Origin of the sequence: Pseudomonas sp. FSL R10-1350, from assembly GCF_009600525.1 — a bacterium.
In the GTDB taxonomy this organism is placed as follows: Bacteria; Pseudomonadota; Gammaproteobacteria; order Pseudomonadales; family Pseudomonadaceae; genus Aquipseudomonas; species Aquipseudomonas helleri.
Genome location: NZ_WIVR01000002.1, coordinates 1 through 22145 on the forward strand (window position 1 = coordinate 1; position 22145 = coordinate 22145).

General features: G+C 60.4%; 12 protein-coding genes. 4 read left to right on the forward strand and 8 right to left on the reverse strand.

Annotation, left to right across the window (positions count from 1 at the left end; genetic code table 11):
• Positions 1 to 475: 475 nt before the first annotated feature.
• From GHO25_RS01150 to GHO25_RS01165, 4 genes are all read right to left on the reverse strand, one after another.
• Positions 476 to 12985 (reverse strand): filamentous haemagglutinin family protein, encoded by a 12510-nt coding sequence (locus tag GHO25_RS01150; RefSeq protein ID WP_153389628.1) that lies wholly within the window; start codon positions 12983 to 12985, stop codon positions 476 to 478.
• Positions 12986 to 13362: 377 nt separating this feature from the next.
• Positions 13363 to 14292 carry a FecR domain-containing protein gene (locus tag GHO25_RS01155; RefSeq protein WP_153389629.1) on the reverse strand — a complete coding sequence of 310 codons (930 nt, stop codon included), beginning with the start codon at positions 14290 to 14292 and terminating at the stop codon, positions 13363 to 13365.
• Between the two features lie 37 nt (positions 14293 to 14329).
• Positions 14330 to 14875, reverse strand: coding sequence for an RNA polymerase sigma factor (locus GHO25_RS01160; RefSeq protein ID WP_153332553.1), 546 nt, complete (start codon positions 14873 to 14875; stop codon positions 14330 to 14332).
• A complete protein-coding gene (locus GHO25_RS01165; protein WP_153389630.1) occupies positions 14872 to 15492 on the reverse strand; it encodes an STN domain-containing protein in 621 nt (206 codons plus the stop codon). The genes GHO25_RS01160 and GHO25_RS01165 overlap by 4 nt, the downstream gene beginning before the upstream one ends.
• Before the next feature lie 250 nt (positions 15493 to 15742).
• Between GHO25_RS01165 and GHO25_RS01170 the strand changes: the two genes are divergently transcribed.
• Positions 15743 to 16054 carry a hypothetical protein gene (locus tag GHO25_RS01170; protein ID WP_153326356.1) on the forward strand — a complete coding sequence of 104 codons (312 nt, stop codon included), beginning with the start codon at positions 15743 to 15745 and terminating at the stop codon, positions 16052 to 16054.
• A 12-nt stretch (positions 16055 to 16066) separates the two neighbouring features.
• Here GHO25_RS01170 and GHO25_RS01175 read toward each other — a convergent pair whose 3' ends face one another.
• Entirely contained in the window at positions 16067 to 16819 is a 753-nt protein-coding gene (locus GHO25_RS01175; RefSeq protein ID WP_153389744.1) for an alpha/beta fold hydrolase, read from the reverse strand.
• A 176-nt stretch (positions 16820 to 16995) separates the two neighbouring features.
• On the reverse strand, positions 16996 to 17889 hold the full coding sequence (locus tag GHO25_RS01180; protein WP_153389631.1) for a LysR family transcriptional regulator: 894 nt from the start codon (positions 17887 to 17889) through the stop codon (positions 16996 to 16998).
• A gap of 106 nt (positions 17890 to 17995) precedes the next feature.
• On the opposite strand from GHO25_RS01180, the gene GHO25_RS01185 reads away from it, so the two are divergent.
• Genes GHO25_RS01185 through GHO25_RS01195 form a run of 3 tightly spaced genes read left to right on the forward strand, consistent with a single transcriptional unit; the run spans position 17996 to position 20534 of the window.
• The gene (locus GHO25_RS01185; protein WP_153389632.1) at positions 17996 to 18664 is read left to right on the forward strand and encodes an RraA family protein; all 669 of its coding nucleotides are present in this window, start codon (positions 17996 to 17998) and stop codon (positions 18662 to 18664) included.
• Entirely contained in the window at positions 18661 to 19320 is a 660-nt protein-coding gene (locus GHO25_RS01190) for an RraA family protein (RefSeq protein ID WP_153389633.1), read from the forward strand. Before GHO25_RS01185 ends, GHO25_RS01190 begins: the two co-directional genes overlap by 4 nt.
• Positions 19317 to 20534, forward strand: coding sequence for a pyridoxal phosphate-dependent aminotransferase (locus tag GHO25_RS01195; protein ID WP_153389634.1), 1218 nt, complete (start codon positions 19317 to 19319; stop codon positions 20532 to 20534). Before GHO25_RS01190 ends, GHO25_RS01195 begins: the two co-directional genes overlap by 4 nt.
• Before the next feature lie 135 nt (positions 20535 to 20669).
• On the opposite strand, the gene peaD is transcribed toward GHO25_RS01195, so the two are convergent.
• Together peaD and qhpC are read right to left on the reverse strand one after the other, a co-directional pair.
• A complete protein-coding gene (gene peaD / locus GHO25_RS01200; RefSeq protein WP_153389635.1) occupies positions 20670 to 21788 on the reverse strand; it encodes a quinohemoprotein amine dehydrogenase subunit beta in 1119 nt (372 codons plus the stop codon).
• 33 nt (positions 21789 to 21821) lie between these two features.
• On the reverse strand, positions 21822 to 22145 hold the full coding sequence (gene qhpC / locus GHO25_RS01205) for a quinohemoprotein amine dehydrogenase subunit gamma (RefSeq protein WP_048372098.1): 324 nt from the start codon (positions 22143 to 22145) through the stop codon (positions 21822 to 21824).

A 22145-nucleotide genomic window follows, 5' to 3' on the forward strand; every position in this document is an offset into this window, starting at 1 on the left:
CAACGGCCACTTAGGGTTCCGGCCTTACGCCGCGTCACTTTGCAAAAGCGGCAAAGTAACCAAAACGCTTTTGCCCCTACCCCTCGGTGCCTCGCTTTGGCTCGGCATGCCCTCACCACAGGCCTTGCTCCGTAGGCCCGCCGCGATCGGCCATCCATGGCCGTGTCGCGGCTAACCCGGCGTCCTGCCGGGTTACCCACTGCGCAAAACCTGCGTTCGGCCAGCGTGGTTTAATGGGGCCTTTTAGATCAAGATCAAAAGCAAGATCTAGATCAAAAGATCGCGAGCAAGCTCGCTCCTACAAAGCCTTTAAAATCAATCACTTATTTTATATTTGATAAGAGCGAGCTTGTCTCGCGATCTTTTGATCGTTAAAAGATCGCGAGACAAGCTCGCTCCTACAGCGAAATGAGGTGCCCAAAAAAAGGGGTGATCAATGATCACCCCAAGGTCGAACTACAAAAATGTGCTGCGGTTACAGGCTGATCTGACCCCGCTCCTCGTCGGTCAAGCTCGCACGTGCCTGTTCACTCAGTGGCCCGGCGCCCAGCACCTGCACTGGGCTGTTGGGGTTGTAACCGGGCTGCGCCCGGGTTTGTTCCGGCCCGTGTTGCACCGGCTCACTGCCAAAGCTCAAGACTTCAACGGTGACGATTGATGCACGTTGCTGGCGCGCCGCCGCTTGCTGGTTGCGCGCGGCGTTGTCGGCTGCCTGGGACGCTGCCGCGCCCGCCGAACTGGCAGAAGACAAGGCTCCGGTGTTGACGGTTGCCGACACCGGCACCCCGGACGATTTGCCCTGGGTCTGGATGTTCGCCGCGTTGACGACACGCAAGGCGGCGATGTTGATGTTGCCCGACACGCGAATCCCCGCCTCGCCCGCGTCAATGGTGCCCAAGGGTGCAATCAGGTCGATGTCGCCTGCCGGGACTTCCGGGATCGGGTTGAGCGTGGCAATACCCGCACCGGTACTTGGCACCGAAGGCGACAGGGCGACGTTGCCCCAGTTGTCATAGGTGCGTTTCGGCGGTGTGTAAACCACGGTGGTTTTCGAGCCCCGGCCGGCGTTGATGTCACCTTCGGCGGACCAGCCCATGATCGCCCCCCCAAAGGTGGTCATTATCCGGCTTTGGCCCAGCAGGATGCTGCCCTGAGAGTACAGCTGGATATTGCCCGCGCCCTGGGTGATGACGCCCGCCGAAGCTGGCGGTGCGACACCCTCGATTCCAAACGTCTGGCTGCCGCCCGGGGTGAGCATCTGGATGGTGCCACCGAAGTCAGTGTGAACCCCGGAGCCGCCAAACATGCGGATGTCACCCTGATAAGCGATTGGGTTACCCGCCACGTCCTTCTCCGGGAACAGCGCCGCAATCGCAGCCCGGCCACGGGCATAGCTGCCTTCACGAACGCCACCGGCCTGGTTGTACTCGCGACCGCCTGCCTGCAGCTCGGCAAAATACACCTCGCGGGCAAATACGCGCTGCTGCTCGCCTGGCAATTGGTTGAAGTAAGCCACTGCCTGCTCGCTGTCACCGGCAAAACCAAAGCGTTCAGCCAACCATGCCACCAGCTCTTTCTCGTAGGTCTTGGCCACTTTACCGCCCGACACTGACAACGGTTCACCCGCAGCCAATTGGTTAGCCGGATTGAGGTAAGCCTCGACAAAACGCTGGTAGTCCACACCGTTGGCGCCCGTACCGGCCTGCATTGCAATGCTCGCACCTTGACGCAAATCACCGGCAATGATCGGCCCGATGCTGGTCACGCTGACCTTGTCGTCCATGACGATGCTGCGCCCGGCGGTGATCTCCAGCCCGCCCGGGCCGGCAATGTTGAAGCTGCTGTAAATGATGTCGCGCCCGGCCGAGACGATGGAGATGTCGGTCGCGTTGTTATGAACGAACAGGTTACCCGTGGTGATCACGCCCGGATAAATCTCGCCATTGTCACCCGGGTTGGCACCGCTGCTGACAATATCGCGCCCTGCCATCATCCACACCGGGCGACTGCCTTCGTACCAGGTCTCACCGACATGGGCCACATTGGCGTTTTGGTACGCAATGATCCGGCCGCTGTTGACGCCCACAAGGTCACCCTTCACTGCATAGAAGCGCGCAGGATCAGCGCTATTGCTCAACGCTTCAGAGGCTGTACCCGGACCAAACGTAAACAGTGACAGCCCGCCATTGCCGTAAGTGCCGTAGTTGCCGGTTTGTGACAGGTTGCTGTAGTTCTGCCGCCCAAGTGTGGCAAAAAAGGCCGGATTCCACGGGGTAGCGATGCTGCTGAGCGCTGTACTGGATTGGGTAACGCTAAAGCCACCGGCGTAAATCGAGTCCTGCGCAAGGAACTGCAACTGCCCGTTTTTGCCCGGAGCCAGGAGCAGCGGGTAGGTGTAGCTCGCGTAATCACGGGTGGTGCCGGCCTTGCCGTAGTAAAAACTGCCACTGGCGGCGGTCGCCCTGAGGATCGATGGATACACCACCGCCATGTCGGTGTTCGAGCCCACCATGAACGGCGTCAGGTTGCCCCCTTCGGCATACAGGTCGACGGCCGTTTCAGGCGTCCACAAGGTAAACCAGCTGCTGGAGCCGCCATTGAGACCATCACGGCTGAAGGCCGATCGGTTGTACTGCGTCACACGCCCTGCATCCTCAACCGTTTGTACCACCAGGTCGCCCAAGGTGTGCAGGCTGAACGTGGCATCGCCTGCCACCAGGGTTATCCCGCCTTGCGGTTTGCTGCGGCTGGCGCGCAACGGTTCTGCTGCACGTACATCACCCGGCACCTGGGCCGAAGTGCCGTAGACAGTGTCGATGCGCCCGATACTGCCGGCCTGCACTTGCACATTGCCTCGCGTGTTGACCAGCACACCGTCACGATTGCCGAGCGTTTCGATGAGAGCCTGAGGGTTAAGCGCACCGCTGACTTGCAGACGCAGGTCGCCGCCACCGGTGAGTTGCAAGCTGCCATCGCTGCTCACCCGGCCCGTGCTGCCAACGGCCAGCACCAGGCCTTGGGTGCGTTTGTTATTGCCATCGGGCGTAGGTGTCGGTGCCTTCAAGGAGCCCGCGTCGCCCCCTACGGTCACGTCCAGGTCACCGCCACCCAATGTACCGAAGCCGGTGAAGCCAATCAGGTTGTCAGAAATGATGTTGGTGTACGTACCAAAGTTGATCCACCAGGCCGTCGGCTGCGCCTGCCCGCCCGTGGCCACGTCGCCGCTGCCCTGACGCCAGAGCCAGTTACCTACATCCGCCCGGTTGTTGCCGTAGTCATCGGGGTTGGGTCTGAACTGGCTATAGCGCCCGCCGTTGTCGAGGTTGCCGGTGAGGTTGCCATTGACGTTCAGCGTCAGGTTACCGCCCGCCTCGGGGTACCAGGCGCGGTACAGGCTTTCGCTGCCACCGTTGACGAACTGTTCGAAGTAGCTGGGGTTTTCCTTGAGCACAGTGCTGCCGCCCAGCAACGCCCGTGGCTGATTGAAAGGGTCGCCCGCGTAAGTGCTGGTAGATGAAGTGCCCGCCGTGTACACGCCGTAAGACGAGTCCACACTCAGGTTGCCACCGCTGAGCAATTGCAGGTCGCCGGTGCCAGTACGCACGACGCTGAAGCTCGAACTGGTGGGCAACGGTGCATATTCCTTGGGGCTCTTGGACAAGCAATAGTCCGGTGAATCCACACAGAATTTAGACGCGCCGCCTTCAACCCCCAGGTCCGCCAGGAACTGGTCATCGATCACGCCGCCCACCTCAACGATGATACCGATGCTCTCAAGGTCAGCCGCGGCGTACTCGGTCCACACATAGGTGGTTTTGGCCTGGCAATATTCCGCAAAGTTGCTGCAAAACTCGGCAATCGTGCCCAGACCAAACTCATCCAGAACCGATTGATCAATCGGATCACCTTCCTTGACCACAACCCCGGCATCACCAAGATCATTGACCGCGTAGGCGGTCCAGACCAGCACGCCTTTAGGTGGCAACTCTTTGGCGAACATGCCGTAGTGGCTGTCGGCCAAACGCAATGTACCGGTGCTCGGGTGCGGCTGAAGCAGTCGGCTGTCGGCCGCTTCGGTGTCCGCCCCGGCAACCAGACGCAACGACCACGACTGCGAGCCCTCGGCCAGCATCGGTGCAATGGCCCAGACTTTACCCTGACGCCCGGCCACTTCAGGGCGCAACTGAATCGAATCCACGTCGCCCACCAGCTTGACGTTGGTGCCCACCGGAATCAGCGCACCGCGCGCCAAGGTAATATCGCCATCCAGGGTGACAGTATTTTCAATCGTATTCAGGGGCCGTGCCATGCCAGGCAATGGCACGCCTTTTGGCCAGACCATGGCGCGCAGCGAAGCGGACTGACCCAACAAGGTCCCGGCTTCCAGTTGAGTACCGGCTTGCAAGGTGTACGGCTGGTTCAGCAAGGTGCCTGCTGCCAGCAGCGTGTTACCCGAAGCGTCGAGTACCGCAGCCGCCAACACGGTGCCGGCAGGCAAGGTCAGCGCTTGTGCCAATGTTGCCCGCGCAGGCAAACGCGTACCGGCCTCCACGGTCATGGCTTTGATCGGCAAATCGTAGTTCAGTACCGAGCCGGCCATGTAGGTGGTGCCATCCGCCAGAACCACGCCATTGCCCGGCACGATGGTGTCGCCGCTGGTAAAGTCTCGACCTTTCAACAACACCCAGCCGTTGTCATCCATTGTTTCCGGCGGTGGCGCGAAGCCATCGTTGATGCTGCCGTAGATGCTCAGGTCGCCCCCGGCACGCAAGGTCAGGCTGCCGGACTCACCCGAGCCGTACACCGAGGTTTTCTGGCTGTTGCGGTTGAGACTGGCGTAGCGATAGCCGGACAGGTCGACATCGCCCTGCACCACCAGATCGCCATTCGCGGTGTTGCTGATGATTTCCACGCCCGGACGCAGGTGGAAAGCGTCGGCGTAGGTGGCGTTGTTCAACCCGGCCAGCTTGTTGTTCAGTAGGTTGCTGTTTTGCAACGCGGCATTGATAAACGCCGTGCTCAAGGCGTGCTTGCCATCCAGATACGCCTGATCAATCACCTGATACGGCCTGCCGCTGGCGGTCGGATCGGTCATCACGGGGGCGTCGTCGTAGGTCGCCATGCCGTTTAGGGTGATTGCCCGCGCACCTTTAATGTCCAGACGCCCGCTGGCATCAATGGCGATGTCGTTGTTGTTCAGGCGCGGCGCGTTCATTTCCAGGGTGCCGCGGTTGCGCCCGTCATTGCCCCGCGTGCCCGCAGTGCCGTGACGCAGGTCGATGCGCACGCCGTCCGCCAGGGTCAGTTGTCCGGTGCCGGAACCCAGCACCACCATCGCCCGGTTCGGTGAATCGATGATTTTGCCGTAGCTGTCGACACGCACCTGGCTGCCGTGGGCATCGAGTACCGCGCTGCCATCCAGTGTCAGGCCTTTTTTACCGGCAAGGTTGATGCTGCCCACGCGTTCACCGCTGGCGTCCACCAGGCCTGTGACACGCAGCGTGCCGTTGTCGACCGAGACGTTGATAGTATTGGCTTTGAGGCCGTTACCGATGGTCAGGTCACCCTGCTTGAGCTGGAAGCTGCGGGCGCCGAAGACTTCGCCGTCATTGAGGCGCTGGTTGAGCGCTGCAAACTGCTGATCCAGCGAGCCTGTGGCACCCAGGCGCTGAGCCTGGACTTCGACGCTGCTGCCCTGATACGGCACAAGGGTGCCACCGGCATTGTAGTAACCGCTGTTGCCGCCCAGGATCTTGCCTTGCAGATCCACCATACCGCCCGCCGCGTCAAGCGCCACGGCGCGCAGTTTGCCACCCTGGTTGTGTTTGGCTGACAGGTCGATGGTCGAGCCCGCCGCCTGGCGGATATTACCGTGACGGCTGTCGAGCAATACATTGCCGCCTGCGCCGTATTTAGTGATGTCGTTGAACACCACGGCACGACCGGCCACGTCGATCAACGATTCATCGGTCAACACCACATCGCCTGTGGCGTCCAGCGTGACTTTGCCGCTCGGCAGCACCACCGCCGAGGCCAGGCGAAGGGTGTCGCCCTTGAAGGAGAGCTCGCCACCGTAGCCGTTGACCGCGCCACGAGGGCCGCCATATGAAGAGATATCAATCGCACCGCCCGCGGTAATGCGGTTCAGTGAACCACCTTCACCGGTCATTAATGGCGTCACGATGTTGAGATTGCCGCCGCTATAAGCAAAGCCTGTGACCGGGTCATACGCGCCCTGGCGTTGGTACACCGACAGGCTGCCTTTGTAATTGGCGGTGATGCGATCGCTGGCATTCAGGTTGACGTTGGCAAAACCCAGCACCAGACGGTCAAACACGGTGTTGCTGCTGGGCTGGGCGAACGGACCATAACCAAACTCGATGCGCTCGGCGTTGATATCCAGGCGTCCGCTGCCGGTCCCGGCGCCGTCAGTGATGACCGCGCCCGGTGCGCCCGTGGCACCTTGCCAGATCAGATTGGCGGTATGGATGGTCGCGACATCTTCGGCATTGCCCAAACCGTAGATCGCCGGGGTCGACAGCACCAGATTGTTCAGCAACGACTTGCCGGTCTGGGCGTCGTAGGTGTCCAGCAGCGTGCTGCCATAGAAGTTGAACGCTTGGCCCGCCGACAGTTGCAGGGTTTCCAGCGCCGGGGCACCGGTGCTGTAGTCACCGCGCATCAAGCGTTCGAGCACTTGCTGGTTAAGGGTCAAGCCCGCTGGCAACACCTTGCGCGCGGCCGCATCCGCCAGCCCGGCTGTGCTGCCGACGTTGATGTTGCTCAAGGCCAGCGTCAGGTGGCGAGTGCCATAACGCACGGCATCGTCCAGTTGCAGGGATTTATCGGTGGCGGCGACGATACTGCCCTCGGAATAGATTGTGGTCTGGCCCGAACAGTTGCCGCTCGGGCACACACCGATCTGGATATCGCCCGTCGGGTCGCCGGTGCGGTTGACATAAGGCAGCACATTGATCAGGCCATTGGACACGGCCAGCATGCTCGACACACCCTCGTAAACAAACCCGTCGCGAGCGTCATAGGCAGCGGCACCGCGACCCAGGGTGGTAATCGAAGCCCCCTGCTCGATCACGATGCTGCCGGGGCCTGCCACGATCATCACTTCAGGTGCCGAGAGGGTCGCACCGCTGCGCAGAAACACCGAGTTGCCCGGAGTGTTCACGCCATAAGGGAACTTGACGATATTACCGTTACGGCCATATTCCACTTGGGGCAAGCCGCCAATAAGAATGCGCTTGGCATTCAGATTGTTAAGGCTTTGTGCCGTCAGCGTCAGCCCTTCGAAAGCCTCCAGGGGGCTGTTGGCATCGACGATTTGGGTATAGCGGTTCTCGAGGGTCGCGCCGCCCAGGTTGATAACGCCCACGGTGCCGCCGTAACCGCCTTTGGCCGCTTCAAACTTGCCAATGCCGTCGAAGGTGAAGGTGTCTTTGCCGCCACCGCCGGTAAACGCCAGCTTGAGGGTTTTAGCATCCACTTCCAGCATGGGCCGTGGCACACCGAGCCTGGCCGCATCGGCCATGGCGAATTGGGCGTAGCTGGTTTCGTTGTACTGCGAATAACGGCGCAAGGTGTCGGCCGAGGTCAGGATCACCTGGCTGTTAATGCTGTTGTGAATGCCTGTATTGATAATCGACAGTTGCCCTGCCGTTGACCAAGAACCGTTGCGCATCAGTGTGGTGGCGCCATCACTGCCCTGCCCGGCGAGGCCGTTGATCTCTACCCGGAAAGCCCCCGGTTTCAAGGCATACGTTGACGGCATCAAGGTGTAGATGCCTGCGGGCAAGCCCGGCACGCCTGCGCCGATAGTGATTTGCTGGCCCACCAGCGGCGTGCTCGCGCCGGCTTCGCCCGTGGCCGGTGCATAGCCGGCTTGAACGCCCGAGACAATGGCGTAGACCGGGTTGGTCGCGAGGCCCGGCAAGGTAAAGCCGCCGTTGGCACCAAACTGCACCAACGGGTTGAAACGTGCATCGGTCGAACCGCCGCGTCCGGAAATAAAGCCTGCGCCCAACAACTCGCCGCCGCCGGACAAATCCAGGGTGGCACCAGGCAATACCGTCGCCTTGGCACCTCCCAAAATGACCCCGACCGTTAGCTCGCCGCTGCCGGTCAGCCCAAGGCCACCCTGGCCGACGAAGACCACGTTTTTACCCTTATAGCGATAAACCTGATCATCCACGGTGCCGCCATACGGCAGTACCAGGCCTTTGGCGCTGACCGACGTCAGGCTGCCCGGCAACAGTTCAACCCGTGAGTCGCCCACGTTACCGAGTTCAATCATCCCCAACGGCGCACGCAATACGCCGCCTTGCTTGATGGTATAAGCCCCCAGTTGCAGACGCCCGAACACCGAGTCCGGAGCCACACCGTGATCATCACCGACTTTTTCGATGGTCAGGGAGCGGGTCGGATCGAAAACCAACCGGTTGTTAATGATGTTGACGTCGCCCACCAACACTTGGGCGTTGATTTCAGAGCCGGGGTAGATTCTTGCGGCACGCAGGGTCAAGTCCCCCGCCGTACGCAATTGGGTACTGAAGCCACTGGAGGTATCGCCGCCATCGCGCCCGGCGAGAAAGCGCAGGTCGCCGCGGCTGTTGAGCTGGACGTTATCAAAGCTCAGCGTGTCGCCGAAACCAACGCGATCGCGAATGTCCAGCAGGTCGCTATCAACGATTAGCGTGCCTTGGCTGCGAAACCCCGGCGACGTGTCAGCGATGTAAGGCCGCGTCCAGGCTTCCATGCCGGATTTATCCGGTTCCAGCAGGCCGCTGAGGACCACATGCGGGGCACTGAGGTTAACGTGAGACGTCGGGTTGGCGTTGCGTGTCAGGCTGACGCCACCGGTGTACAGGTGCAGGCTTTGCCCCAGGCTCAGCGAAATATCACCGTCAACGCTGAACACACCCCGGACCAGCAACGTCAGGTTGTCGAAACCACCTGCCTTGACCTGATCTACACCCAGTGCGCCGTGGCCGTAGACCAACGTATCCGCTGCAGCCTCGGCGCTGTCAGCCAAGGCAATGGTTTTATGCTGCTGGCTCAAGACCAGTTCACGCACCGGCAACACTCGGTTGGTGACGTGCTCCTTCAGGTAATACGGTGCTTCCAGGGCCAGCGATAGACGCCCGCCTGCCGCACCTGAACCGCCTGCATTGGCGTTGAAGCTGCCGTCCAGGTACAGGCCATTATTGGAAGCGAAGGCAATGTTACCGCCATTGCTGGCCACGTTGACGCGGCCCTGCCCCGGTATGTCCAACAGGGCTTGAGTACCGGATGCATCCAGGCGTGCGCCTTCGCGCACCACCACAAACAGATCGCTGGCCTTGGCGATGCCGGTGTCTGGATTGACATCGCCGCCGACAATGATCTGCCCGCCATTGCGGACCTGACCATAGACACGGCCAAGGCTGTCAACACCCGTCACGGCACGCGCGGCTACGTCAATGACCGCGTGCTCACCGATCCAGATCGAACGGCCATGGCCGATGGCGTCAACTTTATTGGACTCGCTGTTGGCCAGCCCCGCGAGGCTGACAGTGCCGCCCCAGGCGTTGAGCGTACCATCGACCGTCAGTTGGCCGATGCTGCGCAGGTTAATCGCCTGGCCGGGATCAACGTTTACCACTGCGCCCTTGCCCACCGTCAGGGCAGTGCTCGCAGCCAATGCGCCCGATGCGATGGTGGTGCCTGCATTCAAGTTAAGGCTGGCGCCACGGCGCTGGGTCAACACACCCTTGAGGGCGTTTTCCTGGTACAGCGCCGGGGTCCAGCGCTCCAGCGCGGTGGTCGGGTCGCTGCCCGTTGGCGTGGTCGCAGCCTGTTCACCCTGATGGTAGACCGGCATCGAAACATCAACGTGTGTGCCGTCGGTGACCAGCAGGCCTTCGTTACCGGTGATGTCGTAGGCCGAGAAGCCTTTTTTGAAGAAGTCACCGGACACATGCAAGGTGTCGGCATCGGGTGCCGTGGTGGTGTCGCCGATCTGCACCTTGCGCGCCTGAACCGCCAGGGTGCCGCCGCCCGTGACTCCGTAAGCGCGCAGCTCACTGCCCAACTCAAGTGCCTGCATGGCCGCCAGGGTTGCACTGCCGCCCTTACCGCCGATGAGCTTGCCGTCCAGGCCAATGGTGGCTCCGGAAGACACATCGATCACACTGCCTTGCGCCAGTTCCAGGTCGCCGGTGGTGCGCAGTGACACCTTGCCACCATTGATCCAGGCCGCGGCAGGGTTGTTCGCAGCGTCCTGCGCGAGGTTGTTCCAGCGCCCGGTCGCATCGAGTTTGACCCCGTCAGCCACCTTGACCCACGCCGGTGTGCCGTTGCTTGGCCGCAGGTAAACATCCCCCACCGCCATGTCACGCTCCCTGTCGGCCTGCAGGAAAATGTTGCCGGCATTGATGCTGCCTGCGTGAGCGGTCAGGTTGGCATTGATGGCAGCCCGTGGGGTCAGCAGCGTGATATCGCCGCCATCGGCCACTTTTAGCGCGCTGTTGACCGTGATTTGCTGCTTGGCAGAACCTTTGATTGCGCTCAGCTCAAAGCCATTGAGCTGATCACTGTCGAGAATGATTTTGCCTTGACGCTCAGTCGGCAAGGCAGCCAAAAGGTCCAGGCCGTTGGCGATTTTTTCGACGCCCGTGTCGAACACGATCTCGCCGGTGACCGGGTTCAGGCCGAAGCGCAAAGTGCCCGTGTTTTTGTTGAACACCGGCGTGTAGCTGCCGATGATCAACTGCGCCCGCTGCGCCGCAGCTTTCTGCGACTGCTGATAAGCGTCGATGTTGATGATCGGGGTTTTGATCTGGCGATCGCCCTGGAACACATCACTGATCAACTGGCCTTCAAGCACGGCGCTGGTGGTGCCGATAACCAGCTTGCCGGCGTCACTGCCCACGGTATAACCGGCCTCGTAGCGGCGCTGCGAAGCAATCAACGGGTTGTAGTAATAGTCCGTGCGGCCCCAGCGCTGGCTGGTGTCTTCAAAACCTTTATAAAAGCCGGAATACAAAATGTCGCCCGGCGCCTTAGACAATTCGTACAGGCGGCCGTCCGGGCCTTTGAGCCAGCTCTGTTGAATGTAACCGCCCTGCACATCAACCGTGCCGCCCGACAGGTTGAACTGGGCGTTCTTTTCAGTCACCACTTCGTTGCCGGTAAAGGTCAGCGTGCCGCCTTGAGCCATCCACTCACCCACGGTGTGCCCTTGGGTGCCGAGATAGCCGCCCACTTCCAGCAAGCCACCGGCGGTGTACCAGCGATCCGTCGCGTAGCCGTTGGTGCCTGCCGGGACAAACACCAGTTCGCGCAGGTCAACCCAGACATCGTTGTTGATCAGCTTGCCGCCTTCACGGTTGACCGGCGCGTCTCGCTGCTCGTTACCCTGCACGTTGATCTTGATGTTGTTGGATTCCATCGACACCTTGACTCCCACGGCGCCTGACACGTCGATCATCGCGCCATCACGCACCAGGCTGCGCTGAGCCGCGGTGACGGCGACCTGACCGCCGGTGGCCAAGGTGATGGAGCCGTCCTTGAACTCCACCGTGCCGCCGCTGACGATCTCGACCCGGGACTGATCAATACGGTCGCTGAGGGTGCTGAGGTGGTTGAACTGCCCGGTGGGCATATTGACCGCGTTCGGGCGGCCATCAAGGTTGATCAGGCCACTGTCACGCTGACTGTTAAGCGCGGTATTGCCCGTGGCGTCCAGCAGGATCGCGGTGGTACTGCCCTGCCCCAGGCTCACGCTGCCGGTTTTATCGGTGACCGAGTTCAGCAGGTGGATCGTGCCGCGCGTGTCCACCGAGGTACTGGCCAGCGCCACGCCGTTTTGCTCGACCTTGTGCCCGGTCAGCGTCACGTCACCCATCGACGCCATGATCAGGCCATTGTTAACGACCGTGCCTGCCGTGCTGCCCGCCTTGAGGCTGGTCGCGACTTCGTTGCCACGGGTGGTGGAGTTCTGGTTACCCGAGGTCCCGACGCCACGGCGGATATAAAAACTGTCGCCTGCGGCCAGGGTGGTCTGGCCCTTGGCGGTGATGATGGTGCCGGCGTTTTCAACCTCTGAGCCGAGCAGCAAGGCATAGCCACCGGACTCAGTGGACAGCGTGGCGGCGTGGGTCTGAATCACCGCGCCGCGCTGTACTTCAACCTTGCCTGCGGCGTCGGTAAACGTCGGTTTTGAGCCGTCAACATCGACATAAATCCCGCGCTGGGTGAACTGGTCATCCGTGATGCTCGCGGCACCGGCCACCAGACTGCGCACGTTGACCTGGCTGGTACCGCTGAACACCACGCCGTTACGGTTCATGATCATGACCGTACCGGCGCCCTTGATCTGGCCCTGAATCTCGCTGGGCTTGGCGTTCGGATCGTTGACCCGGTTCAGCGCGGCCCAGTTTGACTGCTGCTGGAAATCGACCGTGGTATTGCGCCCGACGTTGAAGGTTTCCCAGTTGAGGATCGCCTTGTCAGCGGTCTGTTCGATGGTCACGGTGGTTTTACCACCGGCCTGGGTTTGCGTCGGGCCTTTGGCGTTGGTCCAGCCTTGGGTCAAGCTGTTATCAACCTGCAACCCCCCTTTGCCCAGACCGTCCGGAATGTTCGACACCTGCCCCAACGCCGCTTGCCGTCCGGCAGCCTGCGCGGCTTGCTGCGCAGCAATCGCCGCCACACTGGTGTTGAGCGTGGTCAAAGACCGTTGCAACTGCTGATTGGCCTTGGCCTGCTGATTCAGCGTCGGGATCTTCGGCATTTGAGCATTGTTGCGCGCAGCGGTTGCAGCCTGAGACGCACCCTTATCGGCAAACCAGCCGGAGCTGAACGCCGGGGCACCGTGGGCAGTACCCGCCACCATCAGCAAGGCAATGGCATGGGCCAATGGCTTGAGGCGCACGGTGAGTTGGCCGCCAGGGCCTTGAGCTTTCGGGTTAACCGGTGGTTTGCAACGGACCATCTGGAATCATCCTCATTGGTTCTCGCTTGAAAGCGAGCTTCACGTTTAGGAGATAGGCAGTTGGCAGAGGGCGGGACTGAACCATTGTCATTGAAAGTTCATAAACAACGATGTTGCTTCGGCGTCGAGACGGTGCTCTGGTTTACGCCAAGCATGGCGCAGTAAACAGGCGACTGTAGTCGCTGACGAGGTACGAAGGCTGCGATCGGCCAGCGTGGTTTAACGGAGCCTCTTAAATCAAGATTAAAAGATCGCGAGGCAAGCTCGCTCCTACAGATCTTTTAAAATCAATGAGTTAGCTTGCGCTTGATAAGAACTGCCGAAGATTTTAAAAGTTCGCAGTCTTCGTGCCTCGGCAGCTCCTCAAGGTCTAGGAATTAACTCAACAACACCACGCCACCCGGCAGTTCGGTGCATTTGGCGCCGTAGGCATCGCGGATCATTACGGCTACACCCGGCAGTTGTTGCAGGCTGAAGCGTGCCTGCACGCGCCGTTTGCCCAGTTCAGTGTTGAGCAACACCAGCATGCCGGGGCGGTAGCGGTTGATCTCGTTGACCATGTGCGCCAGCGTCGCGTTGTTGAACACCAATACCTGTTCGCGCCAGGCAGTCACCGCTTGGGTATCAACCGCCACAGGCTCGTCAACTTGGGTCGCGGTGTAGGTCAGTTGGCGGCCACTGTCCAGACGCAGGTTGCGCCCGTTCACCTGCACCGCAACGGAACCGTCCAGGCACGTCACGCAGACGCTGTGGTCAGTGTTGCGTACGTTAAAACGCGCTTGCGCAGCACTCAGCCAGCCTTTGCCCGCCTGTACCTTGAGCGGTTGAGCAGCGTTGGCCAGCACCTCCACTTCGCCTTCCAGCAATTCGATGCCTTGGTCGCGCTGACTGACGCGGGTCTGGGTGTTGAGCTCAAGACGAACACCTTCACTCAGATCAACCCCGCGCTGCTCTCCGACCGCTGTGCGGTAGTCAGCGGTGAGCCCGTCAAAACCACCCGGCACACCGACCCGCACCATGACCACCGCCGCCGAAGCAGCAATGGCCGCGCCCAGAAATGCACGGCGGCCAAAATGCCGTGGCGGCTGCTGGACTTGGGCGGCGGCAGGCGCCATCTGTTGCCACAGTACCTTCGCCTGTTCAAATGCCTGGGCGTGCTCGGGGCTCTGTGCGCACCAGTTTTTCAGGGCCTTGGCATCAGCAACCGTGGCCTGGCCGGAGGTCAGCAGGATCAGCCAGTCCCGGGCTTCTGTCTGAAGCTGGCTGTCTGACCGATCCCGGGAAGCGGGGAAGCTAAAAATGTTCAAGCGCGTCAATTCTCACGGATTATCAGGGACTCATTACTTAAGACGGTTTTCCGGCCCCGGGACCGAACCGCTGAATGACTTTTCTTTCGAGGCGCTGCGCACAAAAGCCTAAAGCCGCCTTGATTTCCTTTTCAACCATGCGCGTTGAGATACCGTAGCGCTTGGCAATTTCCAGGTGCGGGGCTTCTTCGACACGTGCCGCGAGGAGGATTTTGCGCTGGCGCGGTGGCAGCGCATAGAGGGCTTTGACCAGGCTCTGGATTTCTTTTTGACCGCCCACCACCCGTGAAGGGTCAAGGGCTTCATCGCTGGGTTGCAACAGGTCTTCGATTTCACTTCCGGTCAGCAGGCGCGCATCGGCCTGACGGCGATCAGCCGCAATATTGAGGGCCATGCGGTACAGGTAGGCGTTGGGTTGCAACAGGTTGGGCGGCACCTCCATGCGGTCTACCCGCAAATAGGTCTCGTGCAGCACATCGCTGGCCAGGTCTTCAGAACCCAGGCGCTTGCGCAAACGCACCTTGAAGTCCTCGTAAGACGCCAGAAACAAGCTGACCATCGTACTCTGCCCGGAATTTTTCATGACCCCGAGGCTCCTTTCCCTGCTGTACATTCCATGCGTGTTCCTGCGGTTTCAGGCATCAAAAGTAAAGTCACCGGTGAGCGCAGTGAACTGGGAGCCGGTCGATTGACACGGGTGGCGCCCAGGCTGCGAACCAATGCTTCATCGCGTTGTACATCACCGGTGGTGCTGACCAGCCGGCTGTGTTCGATCAAACCTTCACGATTTACCCATACCTGCACCAGCGCACGAAAGGTGCCGGGACGGGTCAGGGGTGAAGCGCACAAGCTGCGCTCAATGGCCGTTTGCAAAGCTGCGGCGTAGCTGTTGTTGATCCGCGCCGCAGCCGCCCTGCCCTTGGCGCCGTGCGGCTCAACCTGGCGACTGACTTCAGGCACTTGCAAGGTAAACGCGTCGCTGCTGGCGTATCGAGCCATCAGACCACTTCCTGTCAGTAACACACCCAATGCCTGCTGGGCGGTGTAACGGCCATGCACGCCGATTGAACGCCGCCCGCGGGTCAGTTCCCGGTCCACCAGCACGGCCATGCCGGTGGCCTGGCTGAACGCTTGCAACGCTTGCTCAAGGTTTTGCGCGGGCAGGTCCATTTCCAGCAGCGGCGTGGTCTCTGCCGTCATTGCAGGCGGTGCCCACAGCAACGCCCACAGCAATGCCAGGCAACTTGCTGCGTGAGTCCAAGCCCTGCGCCCGCCCTTTGCTCCGCTTCGCTGCACTGCTTGCGCGCCCTAGAAAACCGTCATCCTGAAGCGCGTTTATGAAACTGACGTTACAGTGATGGCAAAAAAACATCGCACGACTGTCACACAACCTGCTCTAGACTTCGCCCTGATAGCGGCCCTCTTTCCTCGGGCCCGCATGGAGGCCCCGATGAAATTGCTCCCCGCCCTCGCCGGTGTTTTTTTGTGTGCTGCGTTGCCTCTGGTAGCCCACGCTGAAGACGCGACCAAAGGCTGCACTGAAGTGAAAGTGGATGGTTACCGCTCGCCGGACTACGACTGTTTGAGCCAGCAGTTGGGCACGGGCCAGAACGCCGACAAAGCTGCACAGAAAAACACCGAAGCCCAGCAGGTGCCGGTGGAAAAGCGCCAACCGAATCAGATCGGGCTGTCGACCCCTGCAGCCACCAGCGTACGCATGGGCAATACCTTTGGTACGTCGGTAAAGCCGCAGAGGCCTTGAGAGGTTAAGCGCTTACGAATGCTGCGCGTAGAACTCGGCGATCCGGCGCCACATTTCGGTCGGATTGGAGTACATGGGGAAGTGTCCGCAGGCCGGTATCTGCGCCAGTTGCACGCCCGCACGTTGAATGGATGACAGGTACGACAACGAGGCGTTCTGTTCGCCATACATAAACAGACGCGGGCAACTCAGACTGAGGAATTTGCCCATCAGGTCGGCGTTATCAGACAAATCGACTATCGACTCGAATATCCCGCGCACCGCCTCAGCTCGTACCTTGTGGCGCAAGCTTGCTGAATAAAGCGCGCTGGCAAATGCCTGTACCTGGCGGGTGCGTTCGATAAAGGCATTGAAAAACGCCTGCGGATCCTGGGCCGGGTAATCCACGATCTGGCGGCTGAGAAAACAGTCTTCGGGGGCAATATTGCCTTCGATATCGACAAAGCTCAGCACCCGCTCAGGGTACTGGTGGGCCAGTAACAGCGCATTCAGCCCGCCCATGGAATGGCCGACCACGTGAAAGCGCTCAATACCGAAATGTTCCAATACCTGAAGGGCGGTTTGTAGCTGGAATGGAATGCTGACCCGCGACAGGTCATCGCAGCGGGTTTCACCACACCCAGGGGCATCGAAGGCCAGGAATGGATGGCCGGCGAACGCTGACTGCAGGGCAATGTCGGCATAGTCTTCTTTGGTCGAGCCAAAACCATGCAGGAACACAATCGGGGCCAAATGGCCTTCGCGGTGGATGGCGGCGACATTCATCGGCACGCCCTGAACGCTGAGCGGCAACTGGTGGTGGGTAAAGCTGGCAAGGGTTGGCACGTAAAACCTCTGGTACAAAAAACAAAGCGCCAATGTCGGGGCAATTGCTGCGGCTGTACATTCCTTATTCCGTTAGGTTTTTATAGGCCAAACCTATCAAAACCACAGACCCGGACTCATACCTTGTCGCGGAACCTGGCAATGATTTCATCGATCAGCGGATTGGCACGCTCGGCATTCCAGGCCACCGCGGTGGTCACCACATTGAGCTTCTGGCTCAACGGGCGAAACACCACATTGGCCGGGGCCAGCTTTTTCAAGGACGCCGGAACCAGCGCAATGCCCTGCCCATAACTGACAAAGGCAATTTGTGACGCCACCGAGCGTACTTCGTGCAACACCCGTGGCGAAAAACCGCTGGCCTTGCAGGTGGCGATCAGATTGTCGAAATACACCGGGCTGACTTTGCGCGAGAACATCACCAACGACTCATTGGCCAGGCTGGACAGGTTTATCCGACTGCGCGAAGCCAAGGGGTGATCCGCGGCCATCGCCACCATCAGTCGGTCTTCGAGCAATGGCAACGACTTGATTGATGCGCCCAAGTCACCGTCCAGACGGGCAAACGCCAGGTCAATGTCTGACGTTTCGAGGGCTGGAACGGCTTCAACACTGTCGATTTCACGCACCGAGACGGTCAGGTGCGGGTAGTCGTTTTTCAATTGTTCAATCAAGCCCGGCAGTACATCGAACATCGCCGTAGAAATTGCCCCAATGGTCAGAACCCCCGACTGCCCGGCCACGGCTTCTTCAACGGCCAATTCCAGACGCTCCAGTTGCTCGGCAAATTTACGTACCGCCGGCAGGATCGCTGCGCCCACGGGGGTCAATTTTGCACCGCGCCGGGAGCGATCAAACAACTTGACCTTAAGCGCTTGCTCAAGCACCTGAATCTGCTCGCTTAAGGGCGGTTGCGACATGCCCAGGCGCTTGGCGGCGCGGCCGAAGTTTTGCTCTTCAGCCACGGCGAGGAACAACCAGAGGTGACGGATCAGACGGAAATTGATCATGGTTTATCCATAGGTTTGGCGTATCTAACGCTTATTTGATTCGTAATATACCTATCAAACACACTCCTCGACACTGGGCGCCTTCGTCACCACCGAGGTTCCCCCCATGAAGCCCCCCTGCTTGCTTGACCGTTTGGCCGCGCTGGACACTAACACTGTGTCTGATGCCCTCGATTTCCTTGGCCTCAAAGGCGCCACCGCTGGCCTGCGGCCCTTGTGGAACTGCCCCAAAATCGTCGGCCGCGCCAGCACCGTGCTGCTCGGCCCCAAAGGTGACAACCTGCCCACCGTGCACCTGATCACCCCGGTGGTTGAACGTATCGACAGCGATGACCGGGTGCTGGTGATCGCCGGAGGCCTTGAGGGCATCTCGTGCTGGGGCGACACCCTGGCCAATGCCGCTGTCAGCAAACGTGTGCGCGGCACGGTGATTGACGGCTTCAGCCGTGACATCGACGGCAACGCGTCCATTGGTTACCCGGTGTTTGGCCGTGGCGTAACCATGATCAGCGCACGCAACCGGGTGGTGCAGATCGACTCGGCGGTGACGATCACGGTCGCAGGCGTCGAGGTCAGTGAAGACGACTACGTGATCGCCGACAACTGCGGCACGGTGTTTGTACCTCAAGCCGCCATTGAGCAGGTTGTGACGATCGGCGAGCGCATCACCCGCCGCCAAAACGCCATGGTCGATGCCATTCGCGCGGGCCGTTCAGTGGCCGAGGTCATGCACGACAGTCAGTTCGATGCCATCAATGCGGAGCACGCACAATGAATGATCAGCAGTTGGTAGCCCTGTTTGAAGGGCTGGACACCCCCGGCGTCTCTGATGCCCTGGACAAACTCGGCTTGCCCGGCCAGTGCCTGGGCATCGCCCCCCTGGCCAACTACACCCAGGTGGTTGTGGGGCCTGCATTCACCGTGCAATACGTTTCGGCCAGCGTTCCGCCGGGGACGGTGGGCGACTTTATTGATGACGTAGCCCCCGGCGACGTGGTGGTGATCGATAACGGCGGGCGCACCGACTGCACGGTCTGGGGCGACATCATGACCCAGTACGCAGGCAGCCGGGCCATCGCCGCCACGGTCATCGACGGGGTTTGCCGGGATGTCAGCAAAGCCTTGCATGACGGCTACCCGGTGTTCAGCAAAGGGCGTTTTATGCGCACCGGCAAAGACCGCGTGCAAGTGCAGTCGGTGAATCAGCCCGTGTCCATCGGCAGCGCCCGTGTATGCGCCCGTGACATCGTCGTGGCCGACGCCAACGGCGTGGTCATCGTGCCGCGTGCCCGCGCCGCAGAAGTTGCCGCGTGCGCCCGTCAGATCGAGTCGGTAGAAGCCGAAATCCGCCAGCAGATCGCTCAGGGCAAATCCTTGAAAGACGTCCGCGCGGCGCTGGGCTATCACCACTTGCAGAGTAAGCACGGATGAGCCTCAGTACTGACATCCAGCGCCTGAACCAGCGACTGGCCAGCGCCCAACCTTCGGCTACTTACCGGATCATGGACCGCGTGGCAGAACGCCGGGCGCAAGGGGCGACGATCATCTCGCTGTGCGCAGGCGAGCCGGACTTCGACACCCCGGCGCATGTGCGCGCCGCTGCCATCCAGGCCATCGAGGCGGGCCATACCCGTTACACCCAGGTGGCGGGCGTGCGTTCATTACGCGAAGCCGTTGCGGCCAAGTTCCGCCGTGAAAACGGCCTGCAAGTGACCTGGGCCGACACCCTGGTGTGCAGCGGCGGCAAACAAGTGATCTACAACGCCCTGGCGGCCACCTTGAATGAAGGTGACGAGGTCATCGTACCGGCGCCCTACTGGGTCAGTTACCCGGAGATGGTTCAGTTGTGCGGCGGCCAAACCCGTATTGTCACCTGTGATGCCGAGTTCAAATTGACCCCGGACTTGCTCGCTGCGGCAATCACGCCGCACACCCGCTGGTTCATCCTCAACTCGCCGTCCAACCCGACCGGCGCAGTGTACAGCCCGGCGGAGCTCCAGGCGCTGGCCGAGGTGCTGCTGGCCAACCCGCATGTGCTGATCCTGGCCGACGACATCTACGAGCATTTGATATTCGATGACCAGGCGTTCTTCACCTTGGCTCAGGTTGAACCTCGACTGGCCGCCAGAACCTTGACCATGAATGGTGTTTCCAAGGCTTACGCCATGACCGGCTGGCGCATTGGTTTTGCCACAGGGCCACGCTGGTTGCTGGAGGCCATGGAAAAACTCCAAGGCCAGCAGACGTCCGGAGCGTGCTCTGTGTCGCAACAGGCGGCGCTGGCAGCATTGGAGGGGCCTAAGGATTTCATCGGGCAGAGCCGGGCCGCGTTTCAGGGCCGACGGGATTTGCTGGTCGAGCAGTTGAACACGACACCCGGGCTGGAATGCGCCACACCGGCAGGTGCGTTTTACGTGTTTGCCAACTGTGCGGGGCTGCTTGGCAGAACGTCTGCCGGTGGGCGCGTGTTGCACACCGATGAAGACGTCGCTCATGCCCTGCTCGACGAGGCCAATGTGGCGGTGGTGCCGGGCAGCGCGTTTGGCCTGGCGCCTTACATCCGCATTGCCTATGCACTGGATGAGGCGTCGTTGCTGGCCGCCTGCGAAGCGATTCGCAAGTTTTGCGAAGCTGTCAGTGACTAGATAACCCTTTTTGTGGGAGCGGGCTTGCTCGCGATACGGGCAACACGATGTAACTTTTACACCGCGTCGGTCCAATCGCGAGCAAGCCCGCTCCCACAACAAGCCCGCTCCCACATAAGTGTTTTGGGGCTGGGGTTAACGCACAAACAGTTGCGAGGTGGTGATGGCCATGTCGCCACCTGGCAATTTGATGCTGCCCACTTGTTTCATGCTGTCAGCATCAAACACCGCCACGTCGTTGTAGGTCCCGGCGAGGTAGATTTTGCTGCCGTCCTTGTTGAACGCGATGCAGTAGTACGAATGGTCCAGCGGCGCCGACTGCAAGAGTTTTTGTTGCTTGATGTCGTACTTGGACAGACGGTTTAGCAGGCCAAACATCAGGTTCGGGTCTTTCGGTGAACGCATGCCGGTGAAGTAAATTTCGGTCAGCGGGCCAAAATCGGTGGTTGTCGCCTTACCGGTTTTAAGGTCAACGCTGAGCTGGCCATACACGTAGTCGGCGGTGGCCAGATCCTGTTTGTCATCCTTGAATTTGGCCGCGGTGTAGAGCAGCGAGAAATCGTGCAGGTAGCTCTGATGGTTCCAGAAATACAGCACGTCCGGAGAGCTGTAGCCTGGGCGGTTCCAGTGGCGGGTGGGGAGCAGCACATCGAACTTGCCGGTCTGCGGATTGACTTTATAAAGGTCTGGCCCGGCCACGTACAAGCTGCCGTCGTCACCCGCCTGCATGATGCTTAACTGCCGGGGCGCCGGAAAACTGCGGATCGGCTTGGCATTCAGACCGGCATCGGTGGCGTACACATCCAGCCGTGGTTGCTGCACCTCATAATGGTCGTTGAGCATCAACGTCGGGTTGGCGATGGTGTACAGCTCCTTGCCGTCCGGGCTGAGGGTGAAGCTGAACATGGCGCGGGCCTTTTCCCCCGGTTTTTGCGTGATGCTGGCATGGAACACCTGCTTGCAGGTGTCCAGCTCGACGCCGTACACATCGGCGTAGTGATTATTGAGCACGTACGCGGTTTTATGGTCCGGCGATATTTGCACCGAGCCCGGGCCGAATGCGTCAGGCATTTTGCAGGTTTTAAACAGCGTGTCGGTAGCCGCATCCACCACGTGCAGGTTGTTCGGGTAGTTGGTGAGCACCATGTACTCGTGGCCGGTTTGCAAGGCGCGATTGTCATCGGCCAACACGGTCAGCGAAAAGGCGCTGAGAAAGGCAAGCGCGGCCTGGCCGCAGGTTTTGATGCTTGGCATGCTGGAATCCTTATTCTTGTGTACCCAGGCAAGTCATTTGTCTTTTGGAAAGACAGTCCCAAGGTTGCGCCAGTTTTCGTTGGACGCCTGAGCGTCCTTGTTCCAGTCCGGGTAGGTGCTCATCATGTCGGGCACCTGGGCTGGCCACCAGCACGGGTCGGAACAGCCGTACAAGTCAGACTCCATGGGCTGGCACAACGACGAGACGCCGCCAAACGCATCAATTTCCCAACCTGGGTCGGTGGTCGAGGTGCACCCCGCCACCGAGTTCATCGCCACCACTTCCTCGATCCGGTTTTCGGCCGCGGCCTCATCGAGTTTCAACGCTTTGTTATTGATTGCCTTGAGATGTTTCAT

Excerpts from the sequence above, each read along its gene's own strand:
- qhpC (WP_048372098.1), bottom strand. The coding sequence starts at position 22,145 with ATGAAACATCTCAAGGCAATCAATAACAAAGCGTTGAAACTCGATGAG.
- GHO25_RS01165 (WP_153389630.1), bottom strand. The coding sequence starts at position 15,492 with ATGACGGCAGAGACCACGCCGCTGCTGGAAATGGACCTGCCCGCGCAA.
- GHO25_RS01175 (WP_153389744.1), bottom strand. The coding sequence starts at position 16,819 with ATGAATGTCGCCGCCATCCACCGCGAAGGCCATTTGGCCCCGATTGTG.
- GHO25_RS01170 (WP_153326356.1), top strand. The coding sequence starts at position 15,743 with ATGAAATTGCTCCCCGCCCTCGCCGGTGTTTTTTTGTGTGCTGCGTTG.
- GHO25_RS01195 (WP_153389634.1), top strand. The coding sequence starts at position 19,317 with ATGAGCCTCAGTACTGACATCCAGCGCCTGAACCAGCGACTGGCCAGC.
- GHO25_RS01180 (WP_153389631.1), bottom strand. The coding sequence starts at position 17,889 with ATGATCAATTTCCGTCTGATCCGTCACCTCTGGTTGTTCCTCGCCGTG.
- GHO25_RS01185 (WP_153389632.1), top strand. The coding sequence starts at position 17,996 with ATGAAGCCCCCCTGCTTGCTTGACCGTTTGGCCGCGCTGGACACTAAC.
- GHO25_RS01190 (WP_153389633.1), top strand. The coding sequence starts at position 18,661 with ATGAATGATCAGCAGTTGGTAGCCCTGTTTGAAGGGCTGGACACCCCC.
- GHO25_RS01160 (WP_153332553.1), bottom strand. The coding sequence starts at position 14,875 with ATGAAAAATTCCGGGCAGAGTACGATGGTCAGCTTGTTTCTGGCGTCT.
- peaD (WP_153389635.1), bottom strand. The coding sequence starts at position 21,788 with ATGCCAAGCATCAAAACCTGCGGCCAGGCCGCGCTTGCCTTTCTCAGC.
- GHO25_RS01150 (WP_153389628.1), bottom strand. The coding sequence starts at position 12,985 with ATGGTCCGTTGCAAACCACCGGTTAACCCGAAAGCTCAAGGCCCTGGC.